The sequence below is a fragment of the Cupriavidus sp. 01L415 genome (assembly GCF_056400065.1).
The window spans coordinates 23285-37450 of record NZ_JBFTSP010000021.1; the positions used below are offsets into that span (position 1 = coordinate 23285).

Sequence of the window (14166 nt, forward strand, 5' to 3'; positions counted from 1 at the left end):
TGTGCGAGCCGCCCAGACCGGACCTGCGGACCTTCCAGCGGGTTGCCCGGGGCATCGTCCGTGCGGCCCTGCGTTGCCAGCCTCAGACAGCCGCGCAGGCAACACCGTGATACCCGGTCATGACGATGCGCTATTCCGCCTCGCGACTTCGATTGCAGACGAGGGAGCCGACGACACAGGCTTCCGGTTGCCCTGCCAGACGCGCATGGCGATCGCAGGGCTGAGCAGCGACGACGGCGGCATCATCAGGTTGACAACCTTCAGAAACGCAGTGGCCAGCGTGCTGTCGTGTGCCGCGGCAAGGTGAAGCTTGCCGATGTACCAGTTGATGAAACGCCGCATCGGCGGGCATGCGCCCTTGACCTCTGGATGGCGGAGGTCGTTGCCGACCGCGATGTCCCACGGAATATCGACGATATGCGCGGCCGCCCTGAAGAATCGACGCGCGAGATCGTTCAGGCCCGCGCGCAGGCTCTGCTGCAGCGTCAGCGCTTCCTCTGCCGCGACCGTCATGCCTTGCCCGTAAACAGGGTTGAAGCTGCAGATGGCGTCACCGAAAACCAGGTAGTTTTCAGGGAAGCGTGCAAGTCTCTCGTACCGCCGGCGCAGGCTCGAGACGTAGCGGAAGCGCCTGAAATCGGTTAGCGGCTCCGCTCTTGCGACAACGTCGTGAATCTCCATGGTTGGCAGCGTCGCCAGATACGCGAGAAAGCCCTGGTCGTTGTCGGGTGCATCGTCGCCAAGAAAACCGCCGGCACTGACGATCCAGCTGTCATGTTCCTGCGCGAGCATGACGCCGTTGCGCCAGTTCGGCGCACTACCGGCGACAACAATGCCGTGCTTGCCGCCAAGATCAGTCGGTCGGCGCCGATAGGTACGGGTCATGTAGCAGATGCCGATCTCTACCTTTTCGTCGGCGGGAGGTTGGTAGCCGAGCTCTTCAAGCCACGCTGCACTGGATGAGCCGCGGCCGGTGGCATCAACGACAAGGTCCGCGTGGATGGTCTCTTCCGGCTTGCCCTCGACACATGCGCGCACACCGGTCACGCTCTTGCGAACGGGGTCGGTGGCAAGACCCTGCACAGCGCAATTTTCCATGGCGCGCACGTTGCGCAACCCCAGGACCCGTCGGCGTAGATGGCCTTCGAGCACGGGACGGCTCGCAAGCAGACCGATCAAATCGCTCGTGCCGTTAGCAAGCCTGACGTTGTGACCGATCCAGATCACATCGTTGGCGACATCGCCGATCACGCCGCCGCTTTGCGCAACGACCTCGGTGTTATATCCCGGAAAGAATGCCTCGAGTACCGCGCTGCCGCGCGCAAGGAGCCCATGGGTATGGCGACCCTGCGGCACGCCCTTGCGCGGCGTGTCTGCTGCCGGAAACGCATCGCGTTCGAGCACGGTGACGTTGGTATAGAAATCCGACAGTACGCGGGCGGCCAGGAGCCCACCCATGCTGGCGCCGATCACGATCGCATGCTTGCCCAGGTTCTTCATGACAATCCTCCAGTTCAATCCGTCGCAATGAGTCCAGCACCCATCGTCTGCAGGGGATGGTAGGATTGCCGCGTCCCCTGAGCGTCCCCCGGACGCCGTCATTGAGGGTCGCCTCGCCATGAATCAGTTCAGCGTGCGGACGCTAGGATTTCCGGAGATTCGTCGGGACGACCGACTGTGCCAGTTGCGCTTGCGCAAGGGCCTGGCCCTGCTGGTCTACCTGGCCGAAGCGAAGGGCTCGGTCGGGCGCGACGTCGTCGCCACGATGTTGTGGCCGGAAGAGGGCGAAGAGGTTGTACGGGCGCGGCTGCGGCGCCTATTGCATCGCCTCCAGCTCACGCTCGGCGACGACGCTCTCACCACCGATCGGTCAACGGTTCGATGGTCGGCAGCGATCGACCTGCAGGTGGATTCCCAGCTGTTCGAGCAAGCCTGCGACCGCGGCGAGTTCGAGCAGGCGTGCCGCCACTATTCCGGTGACTTTCTCGCGGGCTTTTCGCCCGGCGACTGCCCGCAGTTCGACGAGTGGGCCTTCTTTCGCCGGGAGGCCTTGCGGGGCCGGGCGATCCAGGCGCTCGAGCGAGTGGTGCGCGACAGGAACGCGGCCGGCGACTACGCGGTCGCGGCCGCGCACGCGGGCCGTCTCGTTGAGTTCGATCCGCTCAGCGAAGTGTACGGCCGGCACCTCATCCGCAACCTTCTGCTCGCCGGAGACCCGGCCACGGCCCAGCGGCACCTCGAGGCCCTGACGCGGCGCCTTCGTGACGAGCTCGATGTGGCCCCCGAAGCCGAGACCCGCGCGCTGCTGAATGCCGACGCAACGTTGCCCATCGAGGAACCGCCGTCGACGCGCTACGTCAGCGGTGGCGGCGTCCATCTCGCATTCCAGACCTACGGCGCCGGCCCCATCGATGTTCTGGTGCTGCCCGGTTTCGTGTCTCACGTCGAACGGGTGTGGGAGGAGCCCCGCTGCCGGGCGTTCCTGTCCTCTCTCGCCGGGATGGGTCGTCTCATCCTGCTCGATCGCCGCGGCGTCGGGCTTTCCGACCGGGTCGGGTTCAATCCCGGCGTCGACGCAACCGCGCAGGACATCGGCACCGTGCTGGACGCCGCCGGCAGCCGCAGGGTCGTGCTGTTCGGCGCGTCAGAGGGCGGGCCAGCATGCATCAAGTTTTCCGTTGATCACCCCAATCGTGTCGCCGGCCTCATTCTGTTCGCCTCGCTGGCGAAGGGAACCGCAACGCACGACTATCCCCACACCCTTCAGGCAAGTCAGTACGACATCTGGCTGCAGCAGCTCGTCGCACTCTGGGGTGGACCGGCAGGCATCGAGACATTCGCGCCGAGCCTGTCTGGCGATCCTCAGGCGAGAGCCTGGTGGGCTGGCTTGCTTCGCGCCGCGTCGAGTCCGGGAGCCATCAAGGGCGTGCTCGAGGCGTTGCGCGATATGGATGTGCGGCATCTCCTGGGCCGAATTTCCATGCCCACCCTGGTGCTGCACCGTCACGACGACCGCGCCGTTCGCGTCGGCGCCGGCCGGCATCTCGCCAGCCACATCGCGCAGGCGCGATTCGTCGAGCTCGACGGCGCCGATCACTGGGCCTTCGCGGGCGATCAGCAACCCGTCCTGGACAACATCAGGCGATTTGTCGGCAGTCTCGCTGGGTAACTGCGAACCGCGGCCAGCACGCCTGGGTGAGCCAACTGGGATGAAGCGACTCCACCGGGAGTCGTTTTTTTTGGGGGGGGCCTCACGCGGGGGTCGATGCTTGTGCATTGCAACATCCGCTTCCCGCGGGATTTACACCGACGACCCTGCGTCCCAAAGTCATATATATGAGCTAGTTGACATGGATGAATTTGCCGCCTAGGATGATTCCACGCTGACCCACACGAAGGAGATAAAGATGATTCACGTGGTACTGCATGACGCCAGGGACACCGTCGCGGTGGCGGTGGTCGAGGGGATCGAGGCGGGCACAAAGCTGAATGCCTGGATCATGGACGAGGACAAGGTGGTGACCGTCACCGCGCTGCAACCGATCCCGATCGGGCACAAGGTCGCGCTGTGTGACATGGAAGTGAACGAGACGGTCTACAAGTACGGCATCGACATCGGCAAGGTTGTGGCGCCCATCAAGGCAGGGCAGCACGCCCATGTCCACAACATCAAGACCAAGCGCTGGTAACGCGCGACGTCTGGACGCATTTACCGCAAGCCACTTCCCATCCAAAGCACCTGAGGACCTTGTCATGTCCGTAATCGATCAAAACACCACCTTCTGGGGATATCGCCGCGACAACGGTCGCGTGGGCGTCCGCAACCACGTCATCATCCTGCCCCTGGACGACCTGTCCAATTCCGCCGCGGAAGCTGTTTCCGCCGCGATCAAGGGCACCATGGCAATTCCTCATCCCTATGGCCGGCTGCAGTTCGGTCCGGATCTGGACCTGCATTTCCGCACGCTGATCGGCGCAGGGAGCAACCCGAACGTCGCCGCGGTGGTGGTGATCGGCATTGAAGACGGCTGGACCAAGAAGGTGGTCGACGGCATCGCCAGGACAGGCAAGCCGGTAGTGGGCTTCGGCATTGAAGGCCACGGCGACCATGAAACCATCATGCGCGCCTCGAAGGCCGCGAAGGAGTTCGTGCAGTACGCCACGGCACTGCATCGCGTCGAGTGCCCGATCAACGAGTTGTGGATCTCGACCAAGTGCGGCGAGTCGGATACCACGTCGGGCTGCGGGGCCAATCCCACGGTTGGCAATGCCTTCGACAAGCTTCATCCGCTTGGCACTACCCTGGTGTTTGGGGAAACCTCCGAGCTGACCGGCGGTGAGCACATCGTCGCGGCCCGCTGCGCGAACGACGAAGTGCGCCACAAGTTCATGGCGATGTTCGAACGCTATCAGGGCATGATCGACCGCTGGAAGACCTCGGACCTTTCGGAATCGCAGCCAACCAAGGGCAACATCGCCGGCGGTCTCACGACCATCGAAGAGAAGGCGCTGGGCAATATCCAGAAGATCGGCAAGAAATGCACCGTGGATGGCGTCCTCGACAAGGCCGAAGAGCCGACCCACCCGGGCCTCTGGTTCATGGATTCGTCGTCCGCCGCTGCCGAGATGGTGACGCTTTGCGCTGCGGCGGGCTACGTCGTGCATTTCTTCCCGACCGGGCAGGGCAACGTGATTGGCAATCCGATCGTCCCTGTCATCAAGCTGTGTGCCAATCCGCGCACGGTGCGCCTGATGAGCGAGCACATGGACGTTGATTGCTCGGGCCTGCTGCAACGCGAGCAGACCCTGGATCAAACGGGCGACAAGCTGCTCGAATGCATGATGGCCACCATCAACGGTCGCTGGACCGCTGCCGAAGCGCTGGGTCACCGCGAGTTCGTGCTCACCCGCATCCACGAGTCCGCCTGATGAAAACCATCTGCATCAGCGAATTCATGGACCCGGTCGCGGTGCAGGCGCTCACCCCCGGCTTCGACGTGCAGTACGAGCCGGGGTGGGTCGACAAGCGCGCCGACCTGATGGAGGTCCTCGACGGTGCCCACGGGCTGATCGTACGCAATCGCACGCAGGTCGACGCGGCACTGCTGGCTGCGGCAACCCGCCTCAAGGTGATCGGCCGGCTCGGCGTTGGGCTCGACAACATCGATGTCGAGACCTGTCGTCAGCGTGGTATCCGCGTGATCCCCGCACTCGGCGCGAATGCGCGGTCCGTTGCCGAGTATGTGGTGACGACGGCTGCCGTGTTGTTGCGCGGGGCCTATCTGTCCAGCGCGGAAGTGGCGGCGGGCAAATGGCCACGCGCGAGGCTGTCCGATGGCAGGGAGGCGCTGGGCAAGACGCTCGGCCTGGTGGGATTCGGTGACATCGGCAGACGCACCGCGTCCTTGGCGAAAGCGTTTGGCATGGAGGTGATCGCGCATGACCCGATGCTCGCGGCCGACGATCCGGTTTGGGAGGCCAGCGGTGCGCGGCGAGTGTCGTTCGACGAGCTGCTCTCGCAGGCCGATGCGGTCAGTCTGCATGTGCCGCTCGTGGCCGCCACGCGGAATCTCATCGATGTGGGCCGGCTCGCGGCAATGAAGTCAGGCGCTGTCCTGATCAACACCGCGCGTGGGGGCGTGGTGGATGAGAGCGCATTGGCCGACGCCTTGCGTGCGGGGCATGTCGGTGGCGCCGCCCTGGATGTATTCACCGATGAGCCGTTGCCGTCCGGAAGCCCGCTCGCGAACGCTCCCAATCTGATTCTGACGCCGCATATCGGCGGTGTCACGCAAGAGGCAAACGCGCGCGTGTCGATGATGATCGCCAGAGAAGTTCGGGAAACCCTGGAGGCAAGCACATGACACGTGTTCCCCTTGTTGAACTGGAGCGCATGGCCGCATCGGCATTGTGCCGTGCGGGCGCCAGCACGAGGCAAGCGTCGGCGACCGCAGCCGCGCTGGTACGTGCCGATGCGGTGGGGCTGCCATCGCATGGCGTCTCCCGCGTGCCCATGTACGTGGCTCACCTTCGCCATGACCGCGTCGACGGCAATGCCGAGCCCGTCGCGCGTGGAACGCGGGCCAGCGCGGTATTGGTCGACGCGGGCTGCGGCTTCGCGTTTGCAGCGTGCGACGTGGCCATTGCCGAGGCGATTCGTCTTGCCAGAACGACAGGTGTCGGCGTTGCCGCCGTGACCAACAGTCACCACTTTGGCGCCGCGGCGCTGCCCTTGGAGGCGGTGGCCAGCGCGGGCATGATCGGCATTGCGATGGGCAACTCTCCGGCAGCCATGCCAGCCTGGGGTGGCAAGCGCCCGCTCTTTGGCACTAATCCCATCGCGGCAGTCTTTCCGCGGCGCGACGCGGCACCCGTGGTGATCGACCTGTCTCTGTCGGAGGTGGCACGCGGCAAGATCATGGTCGCCGCGAAGCAGGGCAAGGAGATCCCTTTGGGCTGGGCGCTCGATGAGGCCGGTCAGCCCACTACGGATGCCAGGGCGGCCCTGCGCGGCTCGATGCTGCCGGCCGGCGGTGTCAAGGGCGCGATGCTGGCGCTCATGGTCGAACTGCTGGTGACGTCGTTGGCCGGCGCGCAATTCGGTGCCGAGGCCGATTCGTTTTTCGATGACGCCGGGAACCGTCCGCGTATTGGCCAATTGTTCCTTGTCCTCGATCCTGGCGCGTTTGCGGGTAGCGACACCTACGCTGAACGCGTTGAAGCGCTGGTCCGCGCCATGCTGGACGACGAAGGCGCGCGCCTGCCTGGCGCGCGCCGGCATCGCGCGCAAACGGAGGCCGCGGAACATGGCGTGGAGATTCCGGAAACCTTGTGGAGCGACCTGAAAGCCTTGGCGGGGGAGTCGATCGAAGCCTAGCGTACGCCCCCATCCGTGCATCGGCTGGCCTGCGTCAGACAGGCCGACGACAACAAAGGAGACAAACCATGCATCGACGCTTGAATCTTGGCGCGCGCAGAAGCTTCTGCTTTGCGTTCGCTACGTTGGCAGTGGTAACGGCCCTGGCCGGGCCAAAACCTGCGACTGCGGCAACACCGCAGGATGGCGTGGCAAATTATCCGGACAAGCCGATCCGGTATGTCGTTCCCTTTGCTGCCGGCGGACTCACGGATCTCATGGCGCGTACGGTCGCCCAGCAACTGTCGGAAGAATGGAAGAAGCCCATCGTCGTGGACAACAAGCCCGGCGGCAATGCAAACATCGGGGCCGACCAGGTTGCGAAAGCGCCTGCCGACGGCTACACATGGCTCGCCGTTACGCTGACACACGCGTCGAATGTGACGCTGTTTCCCGCGTTGCCGTTCAACATGCAGAAGGATCTGCTGCCCGTGGTGCGTATCGCGTCGTCGCCGATGGTGGTGGTCGTCCCGGCAAACTCACCGATCAAATCGCTGAAGGATCTGGCGACGGCAGCGCAGAAGTCGACATTGAATGCAGGGTCCAGTGGCAATGGCACGCCCCCTCATCTGACGCTCGCACTCTTCGAAAGCCAGAGCAAGGCCAACCTGACTCATGTGCCCTACAAGGGTGGGGCGCCTTCGATGACCGATCTCATCGGCGGGCAGATCGACGTGGTCTTCTCCAATTTCCCGGAATCGCTGGCCTATGTGAAGGCCGGAAAACTCCGCGCCCTCGCGGTCACCACGCGGGAGCGGCATCCGTTGCTGCCCGATGTCCCCACGGTGGCCGAGGCAGGGTACCCGGATCTGATCGTTGAGAACTGGACGGGTTTGATGGTGCCTGCTGGCACACCGCGTCCCATTGTCGAGAAAGTTTCGGCTTCGGTGGCGCGCATGCTGGCCTCCGAGGCCATCCGCAGCCGCATCGCGGCGGCCGGCTTTACACCGGCGCCACAGGGCGGCCCGCCGTTTTCGGAGTACTTCGGCACTGAGGTTACGCGATGGGCCAGGGTGATTGAGGAGAAGCATATCCGGGCCGAGTGATACCGGTACGTCGGTATGGCGGCGCCTGGCAGTGATGACAATGCATCACCTCTTTGGTCCTCGATTCAACTTCAGTATGATGTGGCTTATCTATATGACACGCGACCCTGATGTCACAGGGCGCGCAACTTGAGGACATTTGCCCGTGGGTTCCAGATTCGACGCCGGTGCCGCCATCGGTGGGGTGCTGTACAAGGACGTGAAGCGTGCCATTCTGGTCGCCCTCTCGGAGGGCGAGTGGAAGCCTGCTGAAGCGATTCCTTCGGAACGCAAGCTGATCGAGCGATTTGGCGTTTCCATCGGCACGCTGCGAAAGGCCATCGATGAGTTGGTGACGGAGAATATCCTTATTCGTCATCAGGGCCGCGGGACATTCGTTGCCACGCACCGGATGGAAGACCACTTTTTCCGGTTCTTCCGCGTTGTCCGTCAGGACGGATATCGGGAATATCCCACGGTGCGTCTTGTCCGGTTCCGCCGTGCCAAGGCCGATAAGGCGGAGGCCGCGGCGCTGGGCCTGTCAATTGGCGATGCCGTTTTCAGGTTTGCCAATGTCCTGTCACTGGAAAAGCAGCCTGTCATGATCGATGCGATCACGGTCCCGGCTGAGCGCTTCCCAACACTCACCGAGGCGCAACTGCGTGAGCGCCCGAACACGCTCTACAACTTCTATCAGGATGCGTTTGGCATCAACATCATCCGCACCGACGAACGCCTGCGCGCGACGCTCGCTGACGAAGAGGATGCCGAGCTGATGGGGGTGTCCGCAGGCAGTGCCTTGCTTCAGGTCTTGCGAACAGCGTATTCGTACCACGACGAACGCATCGAATATCGGGTCTCGAAACTTAATACGTTGCACCACGAATTCACACTGTCGCAGCCGTAGGTCGAGAGCCTTGCTTACGCATCTGCGCCAGGCGCGTCCCTACGGGAAAAAATCACCGCTGGCGTCGGACTTTCGTTGACGACCGCGATCCGCTTAGCGAGTGTCTGCACGGCATTTCACGACAGAGGGCGGATGATGACTCATGCGACTCTCAAGAGCACTTCTCCTGTATGCGAAACTCGAAGCAGATCTTTGTCGATCAACTCGACGAGTTCGCCGCTGGACAAGCGCCAATTCTTGGCGCCTGGATAGACGCGCAGGCCTCTAGGTGTCATGAATGATGTGAAGTAGCGACACTCAAGCACAAAAACGCAACGGTCGTCGTCGCCAGCGCAAGTCAGACGCCGGATCACTTTGTTGCCACGGCGCGGGCCGGATTGGGGATGCTGCAGCGTGATAGCCATGTACGAATCAGTGCATGGGACCAACAAGTCCTGTCGTGACGACGGACCGGCATATTCCATTGGCCGACATGCCTGGATACTAATTAGCGCGCATTTGTCGGTAAATGACGATGTTGCCAGAATTCCTGCCAGCAGCGTCATGTACGTCGTGCGATTTTGCAGGTCTCGCCCAACGACTACGAACCTTGCTGTTGCGCAGATGCGTTGCTGGAGCCTTCCAAGAGCTGCACGGATCGCGCGTCACACGGACGGTTGCGTGAACGTTACACCATGCAAAGCGCCGCGATTGGTGCCGATGTGACAACAGAGTGGGTACCGTGAGAGCACTACCGCGTGCTCTGTCGAAACGTATGATTCCCCTTTAAGAAGGTAATCGTCCCATATAGACCCCTGACCTAGTCCAATGCGGAATTCTCGACATGAATACACGCTTCGGCGCAAGAGCAGCCTGCCTTGGCGAATAGGGGCGGGAGGGAGAGAGCGACGCGCCTGCGGCAGGGCCTACCGCACGCTGATACTGCTTCTACTTGTGGGACTCAGCGCCTGCGGGTCGTTTCCTCACAATGCTCCGCGCAATCCGCCTGAGGCTGCGGCAGGCAGCGCATCGGCGGCCATGCGCGAACCCACGGAGGTCGTCGGCCAGACAGCCGTTGCCTTGTCGTTCTCCGGCGGTGGCACGCGAGCTGCAGCCTTTGCCTTCGGCGCGCTGCAGGGGCTGGACGTCATGAGAGGTCCTGGGGGCCCGTCCCTGCTCGACGACATCGCGTTCATTAGCAGCGTGTCCGGAGGATCCATCACCGCCGCGTACTACGGTCTGCACGGCAAGGCCGGCCTGGCGACCTTTCGATCCGTACTCTTGAAGGACGGAGAGGCGGGACTTCGCTTCAGTCTCCTGAATCCGGTCAACCTTGCGCGCCTCTTCGCGGGGGGGCTCAATGATCGGGAAGATCTCAGGAGCTGGCTCGACGAAGACGTGTTCAAGGGCGCGACGTACGCCGACATGTTCCGCCGCGGTAAGCCAATCGTTTGGATCAATGCTACGAACGTCTATTACCGGGTCGCGTTCCCGTTCAGCCAGCAGGCATTCGATGCGCTATGCAGCGATCTCGCAAGCTTTCCCGTATCCGAGGCCGTCGCCGCATCCATGGCGGTTCCGCTCTTCTTCGCACCGATCGTCCTACAAAAGCATCCCGAGGCTTGCAGTGCACCGCTGCCGAACCTTGACAAGGCCCAGGCGCCTGGGCAATCGCTGCTGTTCAGCGCCCTGGCAAACGCCGTTCGCGGTCTCCGGGACACTTCGAAGGGAGAGTACATCAAGCTGGTCGACGGCGGGGTGACCGACAATTACGGCTTGGCCACCATTTTGCAATCGCGCCTGCTGCTGGGCACAGCTTATGGTCCCATGAGTGAGCAAGACGCGATCAATGTGCGGCGGCTGCTTTTCATCGTCGTTGACGCGGGTCACGGCCCGCGCGGCGATTGGAACCGAAGCCAGGAGGGCCCATCCGGGATCGAAGTCGCAAGCGCGGCCATCGATGCGGCAATGGGGACCAACGTCAGGATGAGCTATGACGCCTTCGTTCCGATGATGCAGCAGTGGCGCGACGACCTCGTGGCGTATCGGTGTGGCATGCCGGATTCCCGGCAGCAGGAGATCGCTGCACGCCGCCCAGGCTGGCGGTGCAATGACGTCGAATTCTTCGTCACGCGGATCTCGTTTGAAGCCCTCGACAAGGAGCGTGCTGCAAGTCTGAGCGATGTGCCGACCAGACTCCATCTGCCCGAGAAGGACGTCGATCGCCTGATCGAGGCGGGGAGGGATGCCATCCTTGGCAACCCGGTGATCCGCGAGTTCGAGCGCGAATCGACCGAGGCGCGATAGTCCCGCGGCACGCGGCGTGGGTGAAGCGGGCGGTGGCGGAGTCTCAAAATGACTACCATCGGTTGATAGGCCCCACTACGCAGGCCGCACCGTGAAAATAAAATCCACTTCTACCGACGCGCCTTTTGGCAATTGCAGTACACCAACAGACGAGCGAGTGTGTATGCCGACGTCGCCAAGCACCGAATACAAGACGTCAGATGCGCCGTCGGCGACTTCGCTTTGCATCGTGAAGTCTGGCGCGCTTCGCACAAATACGGTGATGCGCGGCACCGCCTGTATGGCGTCGAGCGTTCCGCAGCTTCTTTTGATTAGAGACAGAGCGCGCAGCGTCGAAGTCCCTGCTGCACGACGCGCCTCGTCGAGCGAAATGGATTCGCCCACTACGCCAACGAAGCGCACCATTTCTCCAACTCGCGGGATTTGGCCAGCAATGTAAGCTACGTTTCCATCAACCAAAACAGGCGTGTACTTTCCACCGATCTTGATTTCCTCGTCCGGATCAAATCCGAATTCCGCCGCGATCTGCCGCAGCTTGTCGTCTCTCGTCATAGTCACCTTCACCAACGCTGTCGAAAGGGTAGAGCGTAATCGATTGCTCTAAGTTTGTCTGAGACGACGCTCCGTCCCTCAGATTCGACATAGGCTTGGTCGAAAATGGAAAATGCAGTGCACTGGCGGGCGAGTCGCCCCACAGGCGTCGACGATTTTGGCAGCGACGTCGGATGACCGGAACTGGCTGCGGATTCAACCGGTGGATGACGGCCTCCAACTCCGCGCTCGATCGGCTCAGCACGTATTGCCGCTACTTAACGTGCAGGATCACGACTCCCTCCGAGATCGTTGGGGCACTTGCGCCATTGCCTGCAGCGTTCTGTGCGATCCATTCCTTAGCCTTTTGGCTGCTTTCATCAATCCCCGTCTTGTCATTGCAAACGGTCACTGAGAAGCCAAATTCACCATCCTCGCTACGGGCCAGTGTGTAGCTGACAAAGCCTTGGACCGAGCGCATCAGCGATTCGATCTCAGGAGTGCGCCTCTCCAACAAATCGAAGAGTTCCTTGGCGCCTGCTCCCGAATATGCCCTTATTACAGTGTGCATGATATGTCACTCACTTTGATGCCCTGGAGTTGGCGCGAACCCGGTGCTGGGTGGAACCCTTGGCCGGTAGTCAATGCGGACGAGAGGCGCCCGAATCATGTTGGCCAGCAGATGTCAGAAGGCGACTTTGCGTAGGGGCTGATTTGCATTCGCCCTCCCATCAGGTACAGCTTTGGCGGCGAATAGAAAAAATGCCAGTGATCTCCGGAGAATTTCCGTCTGTCCGCCAAGGGGGCGAAGGAATTGAGGGCCATGAGTGACCTCCTGGTTCCTCCGGTCATCTGTACGAAGGTGTGCCGGTTCGTTCCGTCCTGCCGTCAAATCTGGCCATCGACGAGAGCGGTGATGGATCCCGGGGCAGCGTGTCGTTTATTGAGCGCTTACGATACTTCTGTTCCCATCGGATTGATTGCGGCACTGGTGCTGTGAGGTGCCCCTGCGCGATATGCATGGACGGCCATGGAAGATTCTCCTTAACGATGCTCAGGTGGCCTGTGCGGTTTCGGCGCGAGCCGTCACAAATGCCAGGCCGGCGCCGAGCAGTAACAGCGTGGCACTGGCCTCGAGCGTGCTGCGATAGCCCAGCGTGTCGAACAGCACGCCACCAACTGTGGAACCCATTGCGATGGATAGCTGGACGACGGCCACCATGAGGCCTCCGCCTGCCTCGGCGTGGTGCGGGAACGTGCGGGTGATCCAACTCCACCACCCGACGGGTGCCGCCGTGGCTACCAGACCCCACAGCGCCAGCAACGCGATGACCGCAGCGCTCTGGTGGCCAAACGCAACCAGCGCCAGGGCGATGATGGCCATCAGCGACGGGATGACGATGAGCGTCATGTAGAACGCGTGCTTCAACACGGTCCCGATCAACATGGTGCCAACGAATCCGGCGATGCCGATCGTCAGCAGGATCAGGGACAAGGTGGAAGCATCAACCCGCGTCACGGTTTCGAGGAATGGCCTGATGTAGGTAAACAGCGTGAACTGCCCGGAGAAGAACACACCAGCCGCCAGCATGCCGAATGCCACGACAGGACGCCGCAGATGTGCGAACAAGTGGCTCGACGCTTCGTTGCGGGATGCCACTGGCATGGCGGGCAGGCTGATCCATTGCCACGCGAGGGCGACCAGGGCAACCGGCACCAGGCAATAGAACGCTCCGCGCCAGCCAACGACCGCGCCCAGATAGCTGCCAAGCGGTGCGGCCACGACGGTGGCCAGTGCATTGCCGCCGTTGAAGACGGCCAGCGCCCGCGGAACCTGGTGCGCCGGCACCAGCCGCATGGCCGTGGCTGCCGACATCGACCAGAATCCGCCGACGACCACGCCGATCAGCGCGCGACCGGTCATGTAGGCGAAGTAGGTCGGTGCCACCGCGATGATGGCACCAGACAACGCCATGACGCCTGTGAGTCCAAGCAGCAGGGTCTTGCGGTTCATGCTGCCGGCCAGCGCAGAGATGAAAAGGCTCGTCACGACGGCAAAGGCGCCGGAGATCGCGATGCCCTGGCCTGCCATGCCTTCCGTGACATGCAGGTCTGCCGCCATCGGCGTCAGCAGGCTCACGGGCATGAACTCCGATGCGATCAATGCGAAAACGCAGAGCGTCATCGCGAAAACGCCGCTCCAGTACGACCGTGGGTGGGCAGGCTGATGCGCTGGAGGGCGTTGGGGTGCAGCGTCGGGCGGTACGGAGCCGGGGTAGGGCGGGCAGGCGGCCGCTTGATGCAAAACTGTCTTTTCCATCGCCGATATCTTCGTGGGGAACGGCCTGCGCGACTAGCTCATCCATGCCGGATGCCTTTATGAACTGCGCTCATGAGCCGTACATGGCAGACTCGGGCTCCGACGGCTTTGCCGGCGACCACAGATTCATGAGGCCCATTCATGACCGTATGTATCAATGCCGCGTAATCGGGCCGCGTTT

General features: G+C 62.5%; 13 protein-coding genes. 8 read left to right on the top strand and 5 right to left on the bottom strand.

All coding sequences use genetic code 11. The features are described from left to right. Positions 1–117: 117 nt before the first annotated feature. Positions 118–1500 carry an NAD(P)/FAD-dependent oxidoreductase gene (locus AC1DOX_RS23115; protein ID WP_441620777.1) on the bottom strand — a complete coding sequence of 461 codons (1383 nt, stop codon included), beginning with the start codon at positions 1498–1500 and terminating at the stop codon, positions 118–120. A 118-nt stretch (positions 1501–1618) separates the two neighbouring features. On the opposite strand from AC1DOX_RS23115, the gene AC1DOX_RS23120 reads away from it, so the two are divergent. The 7 genes from AC1DOX_RS23120 to AC1DOX_RS23150 all read left to right on the top strand — a co-directional run bounded on the left by AC1DOX_RS23120 (position 1619) and on the right by AC1DOX_RS23150 (position 8848). Beyond that, the gene (locus AC1DOX_RS23120; protein ID WP_441620779.1) at positions 1619–3169 is read left to right on the top strand and encodes a bifunctional AfsR/SARP family transcriptional regulator/alpha/beta hydrolase; all 1551 of its coding nucleotides are present in this window, start codon (positions 1619–1621) and stop codon (positions 3167–3169) included. 238 nt (positions 3170–3407) lie between these two features. Then, entirely contained in the window at positions 3408–3689 is a 282-nt protein-coding gene (locus AC1DOX_RS23125; RefSeq protein ID WP_092137421.1) for a UxaA family hydrolase, read from the top strand. Between the two features lie 64 nt (positions 3690–3753). Further along, the gene (locus AC1DOX_RS23130; RefSeq protein ID WP_441620782.1) at positions 3754–4929 is read left to right on the top strand and encodes a UxaA family hydrolase; all 1176 of its coding nucleotides are present in this window, start codon (positions 3754–3756) and stop codon (positions 4927–4929) included. Next, positions 4929–5864, top strand: a complete 936-nt coding sequence (locus AC1DOX_RS23135; protein WP_441620784.1) for a hydroxyacid dehydrogenase — start codon at positions 4929–4931, stop codon at positions 5862–5864. The genes AC1DOX_RS23130 and AC1DOX_RS23135 overlap by 1 nt, the downstream gene beginning before the upstream one ends. Then, positions 5861–6877: an Ldh family oxidoreductase gene (locus tag AC1DOX_RS23140; RefSeq protein WP_441620786.1), complete on the top strand. Its 1017-nt coding sequence runs from the start codon at positions 5861–5863 to the stop codon at positions 6875–6877. The genes AC1DOX_RS23135 and AC1DOX_RS23140 overlap by 4 nt, the downstream gene beginning before the upstream one ends. Before the next feature lie 68 nt (positions 6878–6945). Continuing rightward, complete coding sequence (locus tag AC1DOX_RS23145) at positions 6946–7962, top strand: Bug family tripartite tricarboxylate transporter substrate binding protein (protein WP_441620788.1); 1017 nt, start codon at positions 6946–6948, stop codon at positions 7960–7962. Positions 7963–8107: 145 nt separating this feature from the next. Continuing rightward, positions 8108–8848: a GntR family transcriptional regulator gene (locus AC1DOX_RS23150; RefSeq protein WP_441620790.1), complete on the top strand. Its 741-nt coding sequence runs from the start codon at positions 8108–8110 to the stop codon at positions 8846–8848. Positions 8849–8988: 140 nt separating this feature from the next. Here AC1DOX_RS23150 and AC1DOX_RS23155 read toward each other — a convergent pair whose 3' ends face one another. Further along, on the bottom strand, positions 8989–9252 hold the full coding sequence (locus AC1DOX_RS23155; protein ID WP_441620792.1) for a hypothetical protein: 264 nt from the start codon (positions 9250–9252) through the stop codon (positions 8989–8991). A gap of 613 nt (positions 9253–9865) precedes the next feature. Between AC1DOX_RS23155 and AC1DOX_RS23160 the strand changes: the two genes are divergently transcribed. Then, the gene (locus AC1DOX_RS23160) at positions 9866–11134 is read left to right on the top strand and encodes a patatin-like phospholipase family protein (RefSeq protein ID WP_441620794.1); all 1269 of its coding nucleotides are present in this window, start codon (positions 9866–9868) and stop codon (positions 11132–11134) included. Positions 11135–11209: 75 nt separating this feature from the next. On the opposite strand, the gene AC1DOX_RS23165 is transcribed toward AC1DOX_RS23160, so the two are convergent. The 3 genes from AC1DOX_RS23165 to AC1DOX_RS23175 form a co-directional block, all read right to left on the bottom strand. Then, positions 11210–11686, bottom strand: a complete 477-nt coding sequence (locus AC1DOX_RS23165) for a RidA family protein (RefSeq protein ID WP_441620796.1) — start codon at positions 11684–11686, stop codon at positions 11210–11212. Positions 11687–11939: 253 nt separating this feature from the next. Beyond that, positions 11940–12236: a hypothetical protein gene (locus tag AC1DOX_RS23170; protein ID WP_441620798.1), complete on the bottom strand. Its 297-nt coding sequence runs from the start codon at positions 12234–12236 to the stop codon at positions 11940–11942. Positions 12237–12719: 483 nt separating this feature from the next. Next, on the bottom strand, positions 12720–13850 hold the full coding sequence (locus AC1DOX_RS23175; RefSeq protein ID WP_441620800.1) for an MFS transporter: 1131 nt from the start codon (positions 13848–13850) through the stop codon (positions 12720–12722). Positions 13851–14166: the final 316 nt, after the last annotated feature.

Excerpts from the sequence above, each read along its gene's own strand:
- AC1DOX_RS23120 (WP_441620779.1), top strand. The coding sequence starts at position 1,619 with ATGAATCAGTTCAGCGTGCGGACGCTAGGATTTCCGGAGATTCGTCGG.
- AC1DOX_RS23160 (WP_441620794.1), top strand. The coding sequence starts at position 9,866 with ATGCGCGAACCCACGGAGGTCGTCGGCCAGACAGCCGTTGCCTTGTCG.
- AC1DOX_RS23135 (WP_441620784.1), top strand. The coding sequence starts at position 4,929 with ATGAAAACCATCTGCATCAGCGAATTCATGGACCCGGTCGCGGTGCAG.
- AC1DOX_RS23145 (WP_441620788.1), top strand. The coding sequence starts at position 6,946 with ATGCATCGACGCTTGAATCTTGGCGCGCGCAGAAGCTTCTGCTTTGCG.
- AC1DOX_RS23140 (WP_441620786.1), top strand. The coding sequence starts at position 5,861 with ATGACACGTGTTCCCCTTGTTGAACTGGAGCGCATGGCCGCATCGGCA.
- AC1DOX_RS23130 (WP_441620782.1), top strand. The coding sequence starts at position 3,754 with ATGTCCGTAATCGATCAAAACACCACCTTCTGGGGATATCGCCGCGAC.
- AC1DOX_RS23175 (WP_441620800.1), bottom strand. The coding sequence starts at position 13,850 with ATGACGCTCTGCGTTTTCGCATTGATCGCATCGGAGTTCATGCCCGTG.
- AC1DOX_RS23115 (WP_441620777.1), bottom strand. The coding sequence starts at position 1,500 with ATGAAGAACCTGGGCAAGCATGCGATCGTGATCGGCGCCAGCATGGGT.
- AC1DOX_RS23170 (WP_441620798.1), bottom strand. The coding sequence starts at position 12,236 with ATGCACACTGTAATAAGGGCATATTCGGGAGCAGGCGCCAAGGAACTC.
- AC1DOX_RS23125 (WP_092137421.1), top strand. The coding sequence starts at position 3,408 with ATGATTCACGTGGTACTGCATGACGCCAGGGACACCGTCGCGGTGGCG.
- AC1DOX_RS23155 (WP_441620792.1), bottom strand. The coding sequence starts at position 9,252 with ATGGCTATCACGCTGCAGCATCCCCAATCCGGCCCGCGCCGTGGCAAC.
- AC1DOX_RS23165 (WP_441620796.1), bottom strand. The coding sequence starts at position 11,686 with ATGACGAGAGACGACAAGCTGCGGCAGATCGCGGCGGAATTCGGATTT.